16 protein-coding genes are annotated in these 16910 nt (G+C 68.9%); 13 read left to right on the top strand and 3 right to left on the bottom strand.

The genetic code is table 11. From position 1 onward, the window contains the following. Positions 1-359: 359 nt before the first annotated feature. Positions 360-1064 (bottom strand): DUF5666 domain-containing protein, encoded by a 705-nt coding sequence (locus tag ACAG20_RS04130; protein ID WP_370491617.1) that lies wholly within the window; start codon positions 1062-1064, stop codon positions 360-362. A 127-nt stretch (positions 1065-1191) separates the two neighbouring features. Between ACAG20_RS04130 and trxA the strand changes: the two genes are divergently transcribed. The 4 genes from trxA (at position 1192) to ACAG20_RS04110 (ending at position 4389) form a co-directional block, all read left to right on the top strand. Beyond that, entirely contained in the window at positions 1192-1566 is a 375-nt protein-coding gene (gene trxA, locus ACAG20_RS04125) for a thioredoxin (protein WP_112687456.1), read from the top strand. Between the two features lie 26 nt (positions 1567-1592). After that, positions 1593-2423, top strand: coding sequence for an enoyl-CoA hydratase (locus tag ACAG20_RS04120; protein ID WP_112687454.1), 831 nt, complete (start codon positions 1593-1595; stop codon positions 2421-2423). Between the two features lie 16 nt (positions 2424-2439). Continuing rightward, the gene (locus tag ACAG20_RS04115) at positions 2440-4077 is read left to right on the top strand and encodes an ABC-F family ATP-binding cassette domain-containing protein (RefSeq protein WP_370491616.1); all 1638 of its coding nucleotides are present in this window, start codon (positions 2440-2442) and stop codon (positions 4075-4077) included. A gap of 114 nt (positions 4078-4191) precedes the next feature. Next, positions 4192-4389, top strand: coding sequence for a helix-turn-helix domain-containing protein (locus ACAG20_RS04110; RefSeq protein WP_112687450.1), 198 nt, complete (start codon positions 4192-4194; stop codon positions 4387-4389). Positions 4390-4396: 7 nt separating this feature from the next. Here the strand turns inward: ACAG20_RS04110 and ACAG20_RS04105 are convergent, their stop codons facing one another. Both ACAG20_RS04105 and ACAG20_RS04100 read right to left on the bottom strand, forming a co-directional pair. Next, positions 4397-4960, bottom strand: a complete 564-nt coding sequence (locus tag ACAG20_RS04105) for a TetR/AcrR family transcriptional regulator (RefSeq protein ID WP_083039527.1) — start codon at positions 4958-4960, stop codon at positions 4397-4399. Between the two features lie 24 nt (positions 4961-4984). Next, complete coding sequence (locus ACAG20_RS04100) at positions 4985-7807, bottom strand: aconitate hydratase (protein ID WP_370491615.1); 2823 nt, start codon at positions 7805-7807, stop codon at positions 4985-4987. A gap of 178 nt (positions 7808-7985) precedes the next feature. Between ACAG20_RS04100 and ACAG20_RS04095 the strand changes: the two genes are divergently transcribed. From ACAG20_RS04095 to ACAG20_RS04055, 9 genes are all read left to right on the top strand, one after another. After that, positions 7986-8492: a DUF6676 family protein gene (locus tag ACAG20_RS04095; protein ID WP_353617178.1), complete on the top strand. Its 507-nt coding sequence runs from the start codon at positions 7986-7988 to the stop codon at positions 8490-8492. A 243-nt stretch (positions 8493-8735) separates the two neighbouring features. Next, positions 8736-10154, top strand: coding sequence for an NlpC/P60 family peptidoglycan endopeptidase RipA (gene ripA / locus ACAG20_RS04090; protein WP_370491614.1), 1419 nt, complete (start codon positions 8736-8738; stop codon positions 10152-10154). Between the two features lie 59 nt (positions 10155-10213). Then, the gene (ripB, locus tag ACAG20_RS04085) at positions 10214-10867 is read left to right on the top strand and encodes an NlpC/P60 family peptidoglycan endopeptidase RipB (protein WP_370491739.1); all 654 of its coding nucleotides are present in this window, start codon (positions 10214-10216) and stop codon (positions 10865-10867) included. A gap of 133 nt (positions 10868-11000) precedes the next feature. After that, positions 11001-12110: an AAA family ATPase gene (locus tag ACAG20_RS04080; protein ID WP_370491613.1), complete on the top strand. Its 1110-nt coding sequence runs from the start codon at positions 11001-11003 to the stop codon at positions 12108-12110. Positions 12111-12169: 59 nt separating this feature from the next. After that, positions 12170-13081 (top strand): DUF58 domain-containing protein, encoded by a 912-nt coding sequence (locus ACAG20_RS04075; RefSeq protein ID WP_370491738.1) that lies wholly within the window; start codon positions 12170-12172, stop codon positions 13079-13081. Positions 13082-13178: 97 nt separating this feature from the next. Then, complete coding sequence (locus ACAG20_RS04070) at positions 13179-14186, top strand: VWA domain-containing protein (RefSeq protein ID WP_112687442.1); 1008 nt, start codon at positions 13179-13181, stop codon at positions 14184-14186. Between the two features lie 95 nt (positions 14187-14281). Continuing rightward, on the top strand, positions 14282-15025 hold the full coding sequence (gene fabG1, locus ACAG20_RS04065; RefSeq protein ID WP_205868905.1) for a 3-oxoacyl-ACP reductase FabG1: 744 nt from the start codon (positions 14282-14284) through the stop codon (positions 15023-15025). A gap of 25 nt (positions 15026-15050) precedes the next feature. Continuing rightward, positions 15051-15860 (top strand): NADH-dependent enoyl-ACP reductase InhA, encoded by an 810-nt coding sequence (inhA, locus tag ACAG20_RS04060; protein WP_083039501.1) that lies wholly within the window; start codon positions 15051-15053, stop codon positions 15858-15860. Between the two features lie 11 nt (positions 15861-15871). After that, the gene (locus tag ACAG20_RS04055; protein WP_370491612.1) at positions 15872-16903 is read left to right on the top strand and encodes a ferrochelatase; all 1032 of its coding nucleotides are present in this window, start codon (positions 15872-15874) and stop codon (positions 16901-16903) included. Positions 16904-16910: the final 7 nt, after the last annotated feature.

The following is a 16910-nucleotide window of genomic DNA, read 5'->3' as shown; positions in this document are numbered from 1 at the left end:
CGTGTCGGTGGCGCTGTCGCGTAACCAGGAGGTGCTTTCGGCGGCACTGTTCACGCCGGCCCGCAGCACCTGCACCGCGCCACCGGTGATGCCACCGACGACGGCGGCTACACCCGGGACCATCATTGCCTCACCTCGCGGGGGATGTCGTCTTCAACAGCGGTTGACGTTCTCCCCATAGTGCCGGTGAATGAGCTTCGGCACCGCTCCGGAGGCGGTAATTGGGAGGGGGCGGGCTGCCCGAAGAAAATCCGGGTAGCCCGCCCCCGCTGACAGCGGTTGGCCGAGCAGGTGCCCGCACGGCTTTGGCCGAGACCGGCACTGCCCGTCCGGGGATCGCTGATCCGCCGCTTCGGCCGTTACGCTCCCGGCTGCGGGCAGTCACCACCGTTGCTGTTCCACACCGTGACCTTGGTCGCCTGCAGCACGCCCTCGGCGTCCTTGTCGCCGCGAGCAGCGACACACTTTCCGCTGCTGATCGACGGCGCGCTGACCGCGACCTTCCGCCGGACGGCGGTGTCGTCGGTGACGGTGACGGTGACCGGCCCCTCCGGGCCGGCGACGGTCAGCGTGTTGCCCGCGACGGACTCGACGGCACCGCGGACGCCACGGTGCGGCTTCGGCGGCGCCGGGGCGTCGGCCGCCGCGGCGGGCCGCTGCGGGCACTTGCCGTCGACCGCGGTGCTGATCGACACGAACTTCGCGGTGATCGCACCGCTGTCGGCGGGGCTGCTGTCGGTTGCGGCGCCGGCCTTGACGCAGGTGCCGGCGGTGATCTCGCCGAGCTGCGCGGGCACCGACTCGAAGACCTGGGTGGCCTCGGTCCAGCTGACCTTGGCCGTGCCGGCCGGCTGGCCCACCTCGAAGGTGTTACCCGACACCGAGGTGACCGGGCCGATGACGCGATCGCCCTGGGCGTGTGCCGGGGACGGGAGGACCAGTGCGGCGGCGAAGAGCGCGGCGGCGCCGGTGAGCGTGCGGATCGCCGGTGCGGAAGTGCTGGGGCGGGCGGGCATCAGTATTTCTCCGATCGTCGACGTCGGCGGCGGGGTGCCGCCGGACACGTGCTACCACCGTCAATGGTCGAGTTAGCGCGAAGCTAGCTCTGTGCTGTGAGCCCGCTGTGAAGCGGTGCTCCATTTCCCGGCGGTGGCCGGGAACACCGCGGGAGGCCCGGGCGTTGGCCCCATCATGGCAACTCAAGACCTGACCGCAGCGAAATTCGAAGAAACCATCGCCGACAACGACATCGTGCTGGTCGATTTCTGGGCCTCCTGGTGCGGGCCGTGCAAGGCCTTCGCGCCGACGTTCGAGTCGGCCTCGGAGAACCACCCCGACGTGGTGTTCGCCAAGGTGGACACCGAGGCCGAACAGCAATTGGCCGCCGCCGCCCAGATCCGGTCCATCCCCACCCTGATGGCGTTCAAGAAGGGCACGCTGGTGTTCAACCAGGCCGGCGCGCTGCCCCCGGCGGCACTTGAGCACCTGGTTCAGCAGGTGAAGGACCTCGATGTGGAGGCCGCGCTGGCCGCGCAGGCCCAGCAGGACAAGCCCGACCAGGTCTGAGGCGCGGCACGCGATAGCGTGCATCCGTGTCTACCGCTGAGTCCGGCTCGGAATTCGTCCTCGTCGACCGCCCGCGCCCGCAGGTCGCCCTGATCACGCTGAACCGCCCGGAGCGGATGAACTCGATGGCGTTCGACGTCATGGTGCCGCTGCGCGAGGTGCTGGGGCAGATCGGCTACGACAACTCGGTGCGCGTGGTGGTGCTCACCGGCGCGGGCCGGGGGTTCTCCTCGGGGGCCGACCACAAGTCCGCCGGTTCGGTGCCGCACGTGGCCGGGCTGACCCGGCCGAGTTTCGGGCTGCGCTCGATGGAACTGCTCGACGACATCATCCTGGGGTTCCGGCGGCTGCACCAGCCGGTGATCGCGGCGGTCAACGGCGCGGCCATCGGCGGCGGGCTCTGCCTGGCCCTGGCAGCCGACATCCGGGTCGCCGCGACCGGCGCCTACTTCCGGGCGGCCGGGATCAACAACGGCCTCACGGCCAGCGAACTGGGGCTGAGTTATCTGCTGCCGCGTGCGATCGGGGCGTCGCGGGCCTTCGAGATCATGCTCACCGGCCGTGATGTCGACGCCGCGGAGGCGGAGCGAATCGGCTTGGTCTCCCAGGTGGTGGAGCAGTCGGCGCTGCTGGACACCTGCTATGACATGGCCGAGCGGATCGCCGGTTTCTCCCGGCCGGGCACCGAACTGACCAAGCGGACGTTATGGAGCGGACTCGACGCCGGTAGTCTGGAGGGGCACATGCAGGCCGAGGGGCTCGGACAGCTCTACGTGCGCCTGCTGACCAGCAACTTCGAGGAAGCCGTCGCTGCGCGCGCCGAGAAGCGCCCACCGGTCTTCACCGACGACAAATAGCAACAGGAGTACGCGCGTGATTACCGCAACGGGCCTGGAGGTCCGCGCCGGCGCGCGCACGCTGCTCGACTCGGTGGACTCGGTGTTGCGGGTGCAGCCCGGCGACCGGATCGGGCTGGTCGGCCGCAACGGCGCCGGCAAGACGACCACGCTGCGCATCCTCGCCGGTGAGGGCGAGCCCTACGCGGGCACCATCACCCGCACCGGTGAGGTCGGTTACCTGCCGCAGGATCCGCGTGAGGGCAATCTCGATGTGCTGGCCCGGGATCGGGTGCTGTCGGCGCGCGGTCTCGACACCATCCTGGTCGACCTGGAAAAGCAGCAGGTGTTGATGGCCGAAGTCGTCGACGACGCCGAGCGTGACCGTGCCATCCGCCGCTACGGCCAACTCGAGGAGCGGTTCGCCGCGCTGGGCGGCTATGCCGCCGAGAGCGAGGCGGGCCGGATCTGCACCAGTCTGGGCCTGCCGGAGCGGGTGCTGACCCAGCCGCTGCGCACCCTGTCCGGCGGCCAGCGCCGCCGGGTGGAGTTGGCCCGCATTCTGTTCGCCGCCGGCGAGGGTGGTTCCGGCGGCGCCGGTTCGGACACCACGCTGCTGCTCGACGAACCGACCAACCACCTCGACGCCGATTCGATCGGCTGGCTGCGCGACTTCTTGAAGGGCCACAGCGGGGGACTGGTGCTGATCAGTCACGACGTGGATCTGCTGGCCGACGTGGTCAACCGGGTGTGGTTTCTCGACGCGGTGCGCGGTGAGGCCGACATCTACAACATGGGCTGGCAGAAGTACCTCGACGCCCGGGCCACCGATGAGCAGCGCCGCCGCCGCGAGCGCGCCAACGCCGAACGCAAGGTCGCCGCGCTGCGCACCCAGGCGGCGAAGCTGGGCGCCAAGGCCACCAAAGCCGTTGCCGCACAGAACATGCTGCGCCGCGCCGATCGGATGTTGGCCGCCCTGGACGAGGAACGCGTCGCCGACAAGGTGGCCCGGATCAAGTTCCCGACGCCGGCCGCGTGCGGAAAAACGCCGCTGATGGCCAGTGGGCTGACCAAGATGTACGGCTCGCTGGAGGTGTTCAGCGGCGTGGACCTGGCGATCGACCGGGGATCGCGGGTGGTCGTGCTGGGCCTCAACGGCGCCGGCAAGACCACGCTGCTGCGGGTGCTGGCCGGGGTGGAAACCCCCGATGCCGGTCAGCTCGAGCCCGGGCACGGCTGCAAGATCGGCTATTTCGCCCAGGAACACGACACCATCGACAACGCAGCGACGGTGTGGGAGAACACAGTTCACGCCGCACCGGACACCTCCGAGCAGGATCTGCGCGGACTGCTGGGCGCGTTCATGTTCACCGGCGCGCAGCTGGACCAGCCGGCCGGCACGCTGTCCGGCGGTGAGAAGACCCGGCTGGCGCTGGCCGGGCTGGTGGCGTCGGCCGCCAATGTGCTGCTGCTCGACGAGCCGACCAACAACCTCGACCCCGCCTCGCGGGAACAGGTGCTCGACGCGCTGCGCAGCTACACCGGGGCCGTCGTGCTGGTCACCCATGATCCGGGGGCGGCCGAGGCGCTCGACCCGCAGCGGGTGGTGTTGCTGCCCGACGGCACCGAGGACCACTGGTCGGCCGACTACCGTGATCTGATCGAGCTGGCCTGAACCACCGCCGGCCGTGCCGCACCGGATCCCCGGGATTTCAGCAAAACTCGCCCGGTATCGCCGATGCCTTCTTACGCTGAAGCCGTTGACTCAGCGAGGGGATGGTGAGGGGACGTGGCGACGACGAAGCCGGACAAGCTGCGCGACCGGCAGCTGGTCGAGTTGCGCAACGCCTACGAGGGCGGGGCCAGCATCCGTAGCCTGGCGGCGTCCACCGGGCGATCGTACGGCTCCGTGCACAGCATGCTGCGGGAGTCGGGTGTCGCGATGCGCAGCCGCGGCGGTCCCAATCACCGCACCCGGTCGCGCTAGCGGCGCATCAGCGCTGCCGCACCGAAGCCTCTACCAGGTCGAGGACCGCGGACAACCGTTGCGGGTCCTCGCCGGAAGCCAGCCGTGCCACCAAGCCGTCGAGCACCAGGTCCAGATAGGTATGCAGCACGTCGGCGGGAACGTCGTCGCGCAGCCGGCCGGCCTGCTTCTGCCGGTTCAGCCGATCCGTTGTGGCAGCGGACAATTCGGCTGACCGCTCCGCCCAGCCGCGACTGAACTCCGGGTCATGGCGCAGTTTGCGTGCGATCTCCAGCCGGGTGGCCAGCCAGTCGTACTGCTCGGGGGCGGCCAGCATGTCCCGCATCACGCCGATCAGGCCCTCGCGGGCGGCCACCTCCGCCATCTGCGCGGCGTCCTCTTGGGCCAGCTCGAAGAACAACGTGTCCTTGTCGCGGAAGTGATGGAAGATCGCCCCCCGCGACAGCCCGACCGTCTGCTCCAGACGGCGCACCGTGGCCCCGTCGTAGCCGTAGGCGGCGAAGCACCGCCGCGCGCCATCGAGGATCTGGCGGCGCCGGGCCGCCAGGTGATCCTCGCTGACCCTGGGCATCAGCTCACCCGTCGCCTACGCCGGTTACTTCGACCTGAGCATGTTGCGCAGCACGTACTGCAGGATGCCGCCGTTGCGGTAGTAGTCGGCCTCGCCCGGGGTGTCGATGCGCACCACCGCGTCAAACACCGTACGAGATCCATCAGCCTTGGTGGCAGTGACCTTTACCGTTTTCGGCGTCTTGCCGTTGTTGAGCTCCTCGATGCCGGTGATATCGAAGACCTCGGTGCCGTCCAGCTTCAGCGACGCCGCGGACTCACCGGCGGGGAACTGCAGCGGGATCACCCCCATACCGATCAGGTTGGAACGGTGGATGCGCTCGAACGACTCGGTGATCACCGCCCGCACCCCCAACAGCACGGTGCCCTTGGCGGCCCAGTCGCGCGAGGACCCGGAGCCGTACTCCTTGCCGCCCAGCACGACCAGCGGAATATTCTGCGCCGCATAGTTCTGCGCGGCATCGAAGATGAAGGCCTGCGGGCTTTCCCCGTTTTCATCCGACTGGGTGAAGTCGCGGGTGTAGCCGCCGGACACGTCGTCGAGCAACTGATTGCGTAGCCGGATGTTGGCGAACGTGCCGCGGATCATCACCTCGTGGTTGCCGCGGCGCGAACCCAGCGAGTTGTAGTCGCGCGGGCTGACGCCGTTGGCCTCGAGGTACTGGGCCGCCGGGGTGCCCTTCTTGATCGCGCCGGCGGGCGAGATGTGGTCGGTGGTGACCGAATCTCCCAGCAGCGCAAGCACTCGGGCGCCGGTGATGTCGGCCACCGGCGCCGGCTCGGCGGGCATACCGTCGAAGTAGGGTGCCTTGCGCACGTAGGTCGACTTCTCGTCCCAGGCGAAGGTGTTGCCCTCCGGCGTCGGCAGTGAGCGCCAGCGCTCGTCGCCTTTGAACACGTCGGCGTAGGACTTGGTGAACATGTCGCGGTCGATCGAGGAGGCGATGGTCTCCTGGATCTCGGCGGTGGAGGGCCAGATGTCCTTCAAGAAGACCTCGTTGCCCTCGGAGTCGCGCCCCAGCGGCTGGGTCTCGAAGTCGAAGTCCATGGTGCCGGCGATGGCGTAGGCGATGACCAGCGGCGGTGAAGCCAGGTAGTTCATCTTCACGTCCGGCTGGATGCGGCCCTCGAAGTTGCGGTTACCCGACAGCACCGCCGTCACCGACAGGTCGTTGTCGTTGATGGCCTTCGAGATCTCATCGGGCAGCGGCCCGGTGTTGCCGATGCAGGTGGTGCAGCCGTAGCCGCCCAGATAGAAGCCGAGCTTCTCCAGGTAGGGCCACAGGCCGGCCTTGTTGTAGTAGTCGGTCACCACCTGCGAGCCCGGCGCCATGTTGGTCTTGACCCACGGCTTGGAGGTCAGCCCCTTCTCGACGGCCTTCTTGGCCAACAGCGCGGCCCCCAGCATCACCTCGGGGTTGGAGGTGTTGGTGCACGAGGTGATGCCGGCGACGACGACGGCGCCGTGGTCGAGCACGAAGTCGCCGTGCTCGGCCGAGGACACCTTGACCGGCTTGCTGGGCCGGCCGTCGCAGTTCTGCGCCGCCGACGGCACCGCCGCGTCGTCGTCGGCGAACGACAGCACCGCGGGGTCGGATGCGGGGAACGATTCGGCCACGGCCTCGTCGAGCTGGCTGTGCGGGGCGTCGCTGTCCTCACCGACGTAGTTGTGAATGTCTTTGCGGAACGCGGTTTTCGCGTCGGAGAGCTCGATGCGGTCCTGCGGGCGCTTCGGCCCGGCGATCGAGGGAACGACGGTGCCCAGGTCCAGCTCGATGTACTCGGAGTAGGCCGGCTCGCGAGCCGGGTCGTGCCACATGCCCTGCGCCTTGGCGTAGGCCTCCACCAGCGCCAGTTGCTGCTCGCTGCGCCCGGTCAGCCGCAGGTAGTTGATCGTCTCGGCATCGATCGGGAAAATCGCTGCGGTGGAACCGAATTCGGGGCTCATGTTGCCCAGGGTGGCGCGGTTGGCCAGCGGCACCTCGGCCACGCCCTTGCCGTAGAACTCGACGAACTTGCCCACCACGCCGTGGCGGCGCAGCATGTCGGTGACGGTCAGCACCACGTCGGTGGCGGTCACGCCCGGCTTGATCTCACCGGTCAGCTTGAACCCGACCACCCGGGGGATCAGCATCGACACCGGCTGGCCCAGCATGGCGGCCTCGGCCTCGATGCCGCCGACGCCCCAGCCCAGCACCCCGAGGCCGTTGACCATGGTGGTGTGGCTGTCGGTGCCAACACAGGTGTCCGGGTACGCCACCCCGTCGCGCACCATCACGGTGCGGGCCAGGTACTCGATGTTGACCTGGTGGACGATGCCGGTGCCCGGCGGCACCACCTTGAAGTCGTCGAAGGCGCCCTGGCCCCAGCGCAGGAATTGGTAGCGCTCGCCGTTGCGCTGGTACTCCAGCTCCACGTTGCGCTCGAATGCGTCGGCGCGCCCGAAGACGTCCAGGATCACCGAGTGGTCGATCACCAGCTCGGCCGGGGCCAGCGGGTTGACCTTCTCGGGGTCACCGCCCAGCTCCGCGACGGCTTCGCGCATGGTGGCCAGGTCGACGATGCAGGGCACACCGGTGAAGTCCTGCATGACCACCCGGGCGGGGGTGAACTGGATCTCGACGCTGGGCTCGGCGGCCGGGTCCCAGTTGGCGATCGCGTTGATGTGCTCTTTGGTGATGTTGGCGCCGTCCTCGGTGCGCAGCAGGTTCTCGGCCAGCACCTTGAGGCTGTAGGGGAGTTTCTCGGTGCCGGGGACGGCGTCGAGGCGGTAGATCTGATATTCGTCATCCCCTACCGTCAGGGTGTCGCGGGCTCCGAACGAATTCAGCGAATCTTTGCTGGTCACTTCCACTCCCCGAGATCGAGTTCTCCTCCATCGACGGGTCCGCGCCGACGGGCGTCACAAACCCTAACAGTACGGTTGTCCTGTATAAAGTAAGGTTCACCTCACCTGGTGAGGGTTGATACCGTCATCGCTCGTGACCACCCCGCATCCGCCGGCCTACATTCCCGGCGAGCTTTGCATCGCCGTCGGTCTCGACCCGTCCACCCCGCCGGATGCCTGCATGGCGCTGGTGAAGGTCGCCGTGGCCGCCGACGGGGTGAGCGCGCCGGCCGCCGACGTACCGGCCCTGCGCGAGGTGGTGGCCGATGCGGCCCGCGACGGCATCGACCTCAAGATCGTCGAAGTCGCCCGCAACCCCGGGATGGACACCGCGCTGCGCGACGTCGCCACGGTGGTCGGCTACGACTACCCGGATTCCACCGTGCTGGTGCTCAGTACCACTTACGTCGGCAGCTACAGCGGCCAGTTCCACCGATCGAAATTGGAGGCCGCCGAGGACCACGCCAAAACCGGCGACCCGGTGACCTCCGCGCAGAATTTCCTGCATGAATTGACCACCCCCGATCTGCCGTGGACGGGGCTGACGGTGGCATTGCTCATCGCGGTGGCTGCCGCGGCCGTCGGCACCCGCGTTCTGCAGCGGCGCAGCAAACGTGCCTTCGACAGCGGCGAGGTCACCGAGTAGCGGCTTGCGCTGCGAAAACCCAGCGTCTCGGGCGAGGGATGGCGGCTGTCATTTGCGCTGCGGCAAATAGCTAGGTCACCAATTGGTCACAACCGGCTTAATTACAATAACGTAGTTTGTTACTAACGTTTCTCCAGTGACTGATGTGACGTATGGTTCAAAAGGCGCAGCTGTTGCAACAGTGCTTTGCCGCCGGTCGAAGCGCGGCGCCGCCTGCCGAGAGTCCGAGGAGATCCAAGCCGAATGAGACGCATCCGCTGTGGCTCCGATGGCACTGTCCTCGAGCGGGTCGTCAAGCTCCGGCCGGCCGCGGCATCGGTGCTGACGACCGCGATGCTGCTGGGCACGCCCGGGCTGGCGGCCGCCGTACCCACCCCCGACCCGGACGGAATCGCCCGGCTGATCGCCGACGTCGCCGAGGCCAACCAGCAGCTGCAGGATCTGGGCGCCCAGATCGCCCAACAGAAGGAAGGCGTCAACAAGGCGCTGGTGGACCTGCAGACCGCCCGCGAGGACGCGACCGCCGCCCAACAGGAGGTGGAGGCCGGCCGGCAGGCGATCGCCGATGCCGACGCCGCGATCGTCGCCGCCCAGCGGCGGTTCAACACCTTCGCCGCGTCGACCTACGTCAATGGCCCGTCGGAGAGTTACCTGACCGCGCGCGACCCGTCGGAGCTGATCGCCACCGCGGCCGCCGGCCAGACGCTGGTGCTCAGTTCCCAACAGGCGCTGGACAACCTCAAGCGGGCCCGCACCGAGCAACTGAACAAGGAGTCGGCCGCCCGGCTGGCCAAGCAGAAGGCCGACCAGGCGGTCGCCAACGCGCAGGCCAGCCAGGACGACGCGGTGGCCACGCTCACCGACACCCAGCGCAAGTTCGGCGAACAGCAGGCCGAGATCGATCGGTTGGCCGCGCAGCGCAACGAGGCCCAGGCCAAGCTCGCCGCCGCCCGCGGCCAGCAGACGTCCCCGGCCGCCTCCGCCCCGTCCGGTGACCGGTGGGGCAATCCCGGCGACGCAGGCCCCGCGCCCGCCAAGCGGGCCGACCAGTGGGACGGCCCGTGGGACCCGACGCTGCCGATGATTCCCAGTGCCAACGTCCCCGGCGACCCGATCGCCGTCATCAACCAGGTGCTCGGGATCTCCCAGACGTCGGCGCAGGTGACCTCGAACCTCGGCCGCCAGTTCCTGCAGTCGCTCGGGCTGGCCAAGCCGGAGGACTCCGGCATCAACAACGGCCGCATCCCGCGGGTGTACGGCAGGCAGGCCTCCGAATATGTGATCCGGCGCGGGATGTCGCAGCGCGGCGTGCCCTACTCGTGGGGCGGTGGCAACGCCGCGGGACCGAGCCGCGGCATCGGATCCGGTTCGGGCACCGTGGGATTCGACTGTTCCGGGCTGATCCTGTACGCGTTCGCCGGGGTGGGCATCAAGCTGCCGCACTACTCGGGCTCGCAGTACAAGATGGGCCGCCAGATCCCGACGGCGATGGCGCGCCGCGGCGACGTCATCTTCTACGGGCCGGGTGGCAGCCAGCACGTGACGCTCTATCTCGGCAACGGCCTGATGTTGGAGGCCCCCGACGTGGGGCAGCCCGTGAAGGTGTCGCCGGTGCGTAAGAGCGGCATGACGCCCTTTGTAGTCCGATACATCGAGTACTGACGGCGGAGCGAATGCGACAGATGGCAACACGTCTAGCCCGCGTCACCGGGGTGCTGCTCATGGCGATCCCGGTGATGTTGAGTCTGGCCGGGCCGGCCGAGGCCGAACCCGGGTGGGACCCGACCCTGCCGGCGACGATCAGCGCCGGGGCGCCGGGTGACCCGCTGGCGATCGCCAACGCGTCGTTACAGGCCACCGCCCAGGCCACCCAGACCACGATGGACCTGGGCAAAAAGTTCTTGTCCGGCCTCGGCTTCAACGTCGGAGACGAGGCCGTGAGCAACGTCGCACCCGGCCGGCGGGTGCGGGGCCAGCAGGCCATCGAGTACGTCATCCGCCGCGCCGGCTCGCAGCGCGGGGTGCCCTACTCCTGGGGCGGCGGCTCGCTGACCGGGCCCAGTAAGGGCATCGACTCCGGGGCGGGCACGGTCGGCTTCGACTGCTCGGGACTGATGCGCTACGCCTTCGCCGGTGTCGGGGTGCTGATCCCACGGTTCTCCGGTGACCAGTACAACGCCGGCCGGCACATTCCACCTAGCCAGGCCCGCCGCGGCGACCTGATGTTCTGGGGTCCCGGCGGTGGTCAGCACGTCGCCATCTTCCTGGGTGGCGGCAAGATGCTGGAGGCCTCCGGCAGTGCCGGCAAGGTCGTCGTCAGCCCGGTGCGGACCGCCGGGATGACGCCGTATCTGACCCGGATCATCGAGTACTGACGCACCCGGGTGGGACCGTACGTCGACGGATGCTGTGATCCCTGGAATAGTGAAACGCGGGCACGACGCTGCCCCTCGGCTGGAGTGCCGTGCCAGCAGTTGTGTCTGACCGACCTTTGTGGAGGATTTCTCGATGACGTCATCGGATGGGACGCCCGCGGGCGCCAGCGGTTTCCCCGGCCCGGAGGGTGCCTCCAGCGCCGGCGCAGGCCTGGCCGCCGACGTACACGCGCTGGAGCGGGCCATCTTCGAGGTCAAGCGTGTCATCGTCGGGCAGGATCAGCTCGTCGAGCGCATCCTGGTCGGACTGCTGGCCAGGGGCCACGTGCTGCTCGAGGGCGTGCCCGGGGTGGCCAAGACGCTGGCCGTGGAGACCTTCGCCAAGGTGGTCGGCGGGTCGTTCGCCCGCATCCAGTTCACCCCGGACCTGGTCCCGACCGACATCATCGGGACCCGCATCTACCGGCAGGGCCGCGAGGAGTTCGACACCGAACTCGGCCCGGTGATGGTCAACTTCCTGCTGGCCGATGAGATCAACCGGGCGCCGGCCAAGGTGCAGTCGGCGCTGCTGGAGGTCATGCAGGAGCGCAAGGTGTCCATCGGCGGCAAGACCTTCCCGCTGCCCAACCCGTTCCTGGTGATGGCCACCCAGAACCCGATCGAGCACGAGGGCGTCTACCCGCTGCCGGAGGCGCAGCGCGACCGCTTCCTGTTCAAGATCAACGTCGGCTACCCCTCGCCGGAAGAGGAGCGCGAGATCATCTACCGGATGGGTGTCACCCCGCCGGAACCCAAGCAGATCCTCGGCACCGGTGACCTGCTGCGGTTGCAGGGCCTGGCGGCCAACAACTTCGTGCACCACGCACTGGTCGACTACGTGGTGCGGGTGATCACCGCGACGCGGGTGCCCGAGCAGTTCGGCATGCCGGATGTGAAGAACTGGCTGTCCTTCGGTGCGTCACCGCGCGCCTCGCTGGGCATCATCGCCGCCTCGCGGGCGCTGGCCCTGGTGCGCGGCCGCGACTACGTGATCCCGCAGGACGTCATCGAGGTCATCCCCGACGTGCTGCGCCACCGGCTGGTGCTGTCCTACGATGCGCTCGCCGACGAGATCACCTCGGAGATCGTCATCAACCGGGTGCTGCAGACGGTGCCACTGCCGCAGGTGAACGCCGTTCCGCAGCAGCCGCACCAGGCGTCCCCGGGTGCCCCGACCGCGGCGGCTGTGGCCAGCGGTCGGTGAGCGACCCCGACACCGGGCAGCAAGCACCAGACCCGGGAACCAGCACCGCACCGCCCTCGATGCTGCGCGGGGGGATCCGCGATCCCAAGCTGGCGGCCGCGCTGCGAACCCTCGAGCTGACCGTCAAACGCAAACTCGACGGCGTGCTGCACGGCGATCACCTCGGGTTGATCCCCGGCCCGGGCTCCGAGCCCGGCGAATCGCGGCCCTACCAGCCGGGCGACGACGTGCGCCGGATGGACTGGTCGGTCACCGCCCGAACCACCCATCCGCACGTCCGGCAGATGATCGCCGACCGGGAGCTGGAGACCTGGCTGGTCGTCGATATGTCGGCCAGCATGGATTTCGGCACCGCCACCTGCGAGAAGCGCGACCTGGCGGTGGCCGCGGCCGCGGCCATCGTCTACCTCAACAGCGGCGGCGGTAACCGGCTGGGGGCCCTGGTGGCCAACGGCGACCAGGTGCTGCGGGTGCCGGCGCGCTCCGGGCGCAACCACGAGCAGACGCTGCTGCGCACCATCGCCACCACCCCGCGCGCCCCGGCCGGGGTACGCGGCGATCTGGCCGCGGCGATCGACGCGCTGCGCCGGCCGGAACGCCGGCGCGGCATGGCGGTCATCATCAGCGACTTTTTGGGGCCGATCAACTGGATGCGACCACTGCGCGCGATCGCCGCCCGCCACGAGGTGCTCGGTATCGAGGTCCTCGACCCGCGCGACGTCGAACTGCCCGACGTCGGCGACGTGGTGCTGCAGGACACCGAATCGGGCGTCACCCGCGAGTTCACCATCGACGCCAAACTGCGCGACGACTTCGCGCGGGCCGCCGCCGCCCACCGCGCCGATGTCGCGCACGCGTTGCGCAGCTGTGGTGCGCCGTTGTTGTCACTGCGCACCGACCGCGACTGGATCGCCGACATCGTCCGATTCGTCGAGTCCCGCCGGCGCGGCGCGCTGGCGGGCGCGCCATGATGCTCACCTTCCCCCGGCGAGCAGACGTGAAAGCCCCGATTTCAGCCACTGAATGGGGGCTTTCGCGACTGTTCGCCGACCAAAAGACAGGTCTGCGATGACATTGCCGCTACTCGGGCCGATGACACTGTCCGGCTTCGCTCACCCATGGTTCTTCCTGTTCCTGTTCGTCGTCATGGGCCTGGTCGCGCTCTACATCCTGATGCAGGTGGCGCGCCAGCGACGGATCCTGCGGTTCGCCAACATGGAGCTGCTGGAGAGCGTGGCCCCCAAATCGCCGACGCGCTGGCGGCACCTGTCGGCGATACTGCTGATCTGCTCGCTGCTGCTGTTCACCGTCGCCATGGCCGGCCCGACCCACGACGTGAAGATCCCGCGCAACCGCGCGGTGGTGATGCTGGTGATCGACGTGTCCCAGTCGATGCGGGCCACCGACGTCGAACCGACCCGGCTGGCTGCGGCGCAGGAGGCCGGCAAGCAGTTCGCCGACGAGCTCACCCCCGGCATCAACCTGGGCCTGATCGCCTACGCCGGCACGGCGACCGTGCTGACCTCGCCCACCACCAACCGGGAGGCCACCAAGGCGGCGATCGACAAGCTGCAGCTGGCCGACCGGACCGCGACCGGGGAGGGCATCTTCACCGCGCTGCAGGCGATCGCCACCGTGGGAGCGGTCATCGGCGGCGGGGACACCCCACCGCCGGCCCGCATCGTGCTGCTGTCCGACGGCAAGGAGACCGTGCCGTCCAACCCGGACAACCCCAAGGGGTCGTTCACCGCGGCGCGTACCGCCAAGGACCAGGGCGTCCCGGTCTCGACCATCTCGTTCGGCACCGCCTACGGCTACGTCGAGATCAACGAGCAGCGCCAGCCGGTGCCCGTCGACGACGACTCGCTGAAGAAGATCGCCGACCTGTCCGGCGGCACCGCCTACACCGCCTCCAGCCTGGCCCAGCTCAAAGAGGTCTACGCGACCCTGCAGGACCAGATCGGCTTCGAAACCATCCGCGGCGACGCCAGCACCGGCTGGCTGCGGCTGGGCTCATTCATCCTGGCGCTGGCCGGGCTGGCCGCGCTGCTGCTGAACCGGCGGCTGCCCGCCTGAGTCGTCCATCATTCACGCTGCGCTCATGGCGCCAAAGTGCGAGTAGGCCGCGCCCTCAGCGCAGCGTCAACGGGTCGATTCGATAGGTTATGCCGGTGACTGACAGCCAAACGCCCGCAGCAAAGCCCCCGTTCGTGTCCCGTTCGGTCCTGGTCACCGGCGGTAACCGGGGGATCGGATTGGCGATCGCGCAGCGGCTGGCCGCCGACGGCCACAAGGTGGCGGTGACCCACCGCGGTTCCGGGGCGCCGGAAGGACTGTTCGGGGTGGTCTGCGATGTCACCGACAACGAGGCCGTCGACCGGGCGTTCAAAGAGGTCGAGGAGCACCAGGGCCCGGTGGAGGTGCTGGTGTCCAACGCCGGCATCTCCAAGGACGCCTTCCTGATGCGCATGACCGAGGAACGCTTCACCGAGGTCATCGACGCCAACCTGACCGGGGCGTTCCGGGTGGCCCAGCGCGCCTGCCGCAGCATGCAGCGCAAGCGGTTCGGCCGGATCATCTTCATCGGTTCCGTGTCGGGCATGTGGGGCATCGGCAACCAGGCCAACTATGCCGCCGCGAAGGCCGGTCTGATCGGCATGGCCCGCTCGATCTCGCGGGAACTGTCCAAGGCGGGCGTCACCGCCAACGTCGTCGCGCCCGGCTACATCGACACCGAGATGACCCGCGCGCTCGACGAGCGGATTCAGGCCGGTGCGCTGGAGTTCATCCCGGCCAAGCGCGTCGGCACCGCCGAAGAGGTCGCCGGGGCGGTCAGCTTCCTGGCGTCGGAGGATGCCGGCTACATCGCCGGCGCGGTGATCCCCGTCGACGGCGGCATGGGCATGGGCCACTGACGCCCCCGAGTGAAAAGGACTTGACATGGCAGGCATTCTCGAAGGCAAGCGGATCCTGGTCACCGGGATCATCACCGACTCCTCGATCGCATTCCACATCGCCAAACAAGCCCAGGAGGCCGGCGCGCAGCTGGTCTGCACCGGCTTCGACCGGCTGCGGCTGATCCAGCGCATCATCGATCGGCTCCCGGAGCCGGCGCCGCTGCTGGAACTCGACGTGCAGAACCAGGAGCACCTGGACACGCTGGCGGCACGCGTCACCGAAGTGATCGGGGAGGGCAACAAGCTCGACGGCGTGGTGCACTCGATCGGGTTCATGCCGCAGACCGGCATGGGCGTCAACCCGTTCTTCGACGCCCCGTATGAGGATGTCGCCAAGGGCATCCACATCTCGGCGTATTCCTATGCCTCACTGGCCAAGGCGACGCTGCCGATCATGAACCCCGGCGGGTCGATCGTCGGCATGGACTTCGACCCGACCCGGGCGATGCCGGCCTACAACTGGATGACGGTGGCCAAGAGCGCGCTGGAGTCGGTGAACCGCTTCGTCGCGCGGGAGGCCGGGCCGGCCGGCGTGCGGTCGAATCTGGTTGCGGCCGGCCCGATCCGCACCCTGGCTATGAGCGCCATCGTCGGCGGCGCGCTCGGCGAAGGCGCCGGCGAGCAGATCCGGCTGCTCGAAGAGGGCTGGGATCAGCGTGCCCCGGTCGGCTGGGACATGAAAGATCCCACCCCGGTGGCCAAGACCGTCTGCGCACTGCTGTCGGACTGGCTGCCCGCCACCACCGGCACCGTCATCTACGCCGACGGCGGCGCCCACACCCAGCTGCTCTAAACGGATTCCGGATGGACCTCGACGCCGTCCTGCTGCTGTCCTTCGGCGGACCCGAGGGACCCGAGCAGGTCCGGCCGTTCCTGGAGAACGTCACCCGCGGACGAAACATCCCGGCGGAGCGACTCGACGCGGTCGCACAGCACTATCTGCACTTCGGTGGGGTGTCGCCGATCAATGCGATCAACCGAGCGCTGGCCGACGCAATGCGCGCCGAATTGCCGGAATTGCCGGTCTATTTCGGTAACCGCAACTGGGAGCCCTTCGTCGAGGACACGGTCTCGGCGATGGCCGATGACGGGGTGCGCCGCGCCGCGGTGTTCGCCACCTCGGCCTGGGGCGGATATTCCGGCTGCGATCAGTACTCACAAGACATCGCCCGGGCACGGGCCGCCGTTGGTGAGCGCGCCCCGGAACTGATCAAACTGCGCCAGTACTTCGACCATCCGTTGTTCGTGGCGATGTTCGCCGAGGCGATCGCCGCCGCCGCCGCCACGCTGCCGGCCGGCCTGCGAGACACTGCCCGGCTGGTGTTCACCGCGCACTCGATACCGGTGGCCGCCGACGAACGCTACGGGCGGCGGCTCTACAGCCGCCAGGTCGCTCACGCGACCGCCCTGGTGGCGGCGGCGGCCGGATACACCGACTATGACCAGGTGTGGCAGTCACGCTCCGGGCCGCCGCAGGTGCCCTGGCTGGAGCCCGACGTCGAGGCGCATGTCGCCGTGCTCGCCGAATCGGGGATCCGCGCGGTGATCGTGTGCCCCATCGGATTTCTCAGCGACAACATCGAGGTGCTCTGGGATCTCGACACCGAGGTGCAAGAGCAGGCGCAGGCGGCCGGCATCGCCTACGCCCGCGCGGTCACCCCGAACGCGAATCCACGGTTGGCCCGGCTGGTGCGCGGGCTCATCGACGAACTGCGCGACGGCGGCGCACCCCAGCGCCTTGCCGGCCCGGCCGGGCTGGGCTGCGGGTTCGGTGTCAATGGGGCGCCGTGCGGGGCGGCGCACTGCGCCGTGGCCGTGGCACCCCCGGTTCGCTAGCGGGTCG

The organism is Mycobacterium sp. pW045 (assembly GCF_041287085.1).
GTDB lineage: Bacteria > Actinomycetota > Actinomycetes > Mycobacteriales > Mycobacteriaceae > Mycobacterium > Mycobacterium algericum_A.
The sequence above is the reverse complement of the archived record's forward strand: the minus strand, read 5'-3'. Positions and strand labels throughout refer to the sequence as shown.

Excerpts from the sequence above, each read along its gene's own strand:
- inhA (WP_083039501.1), top strand. The coding sequence starts at position 15,051 with ATGGCAGGCATTCTCGAAGGCAAGCGGATCCTGGTCACCGGGATCATC.
- ACAG20_RS04075 (WP_370491738.1), top strand. The coding sequence starts at position 12,170 with ATGCTGCGCGGGGGGATCCGCGATCCCAAGCTGGCGGCCGCGCTGCGA.
- ACAG20_RS04105 (WP_083039527.1), bottom strand. The coding sequence starts at position 4,960 with ATGCCCAGGGTCAGCGAGGATCACCTGGCGGCCCGGCGCCGCCAGATC.
- ACAG20_RS04055 (WP_370491612.1), top strand. The coding sequence starts at position 15,872 with ATGGACCTCGACGCCGTCCTGCTGCTGTCCTTCGGCGGACCCGAGGGA.
- ripB (WP_370491739.1), top strand. The coding sequence starts at position 10,214 with ATGGCGATCCCGGTGATGTTGAGTCTGGCCGGGCCGGCCGAGGCCGAA.
- ACAG20_RS04070 (WP_112687442.1), top strand. The coding sequence starts at position 13,179 with ATGACATTGCCGCTACTCGGGCCGATGACACTGTCCGGCTTCGCTCAC.
- ripA (WP_370491614.1), top strand. The coding sequence starts at position 8,736 with ATGAGACGCATCCGCTGTGGCTCCGATGGCACTGTCCTCGAGCGGGTC.
- trxA (WP_112687456.1), top strand. The coding sequence starts at position 1,192 with ATGGCAACTCAAGACCTGACCGCAGCGAAATTCGAAGAAACCATCGCC.
- ACAG20_RS04080 (WP_370491613.1), top strand. The coding sequence starts at position 11,001 with ATGACGTCATCGGATGGGACGCCCGCGGGCGCCAGCGGTTTCCCCGGC.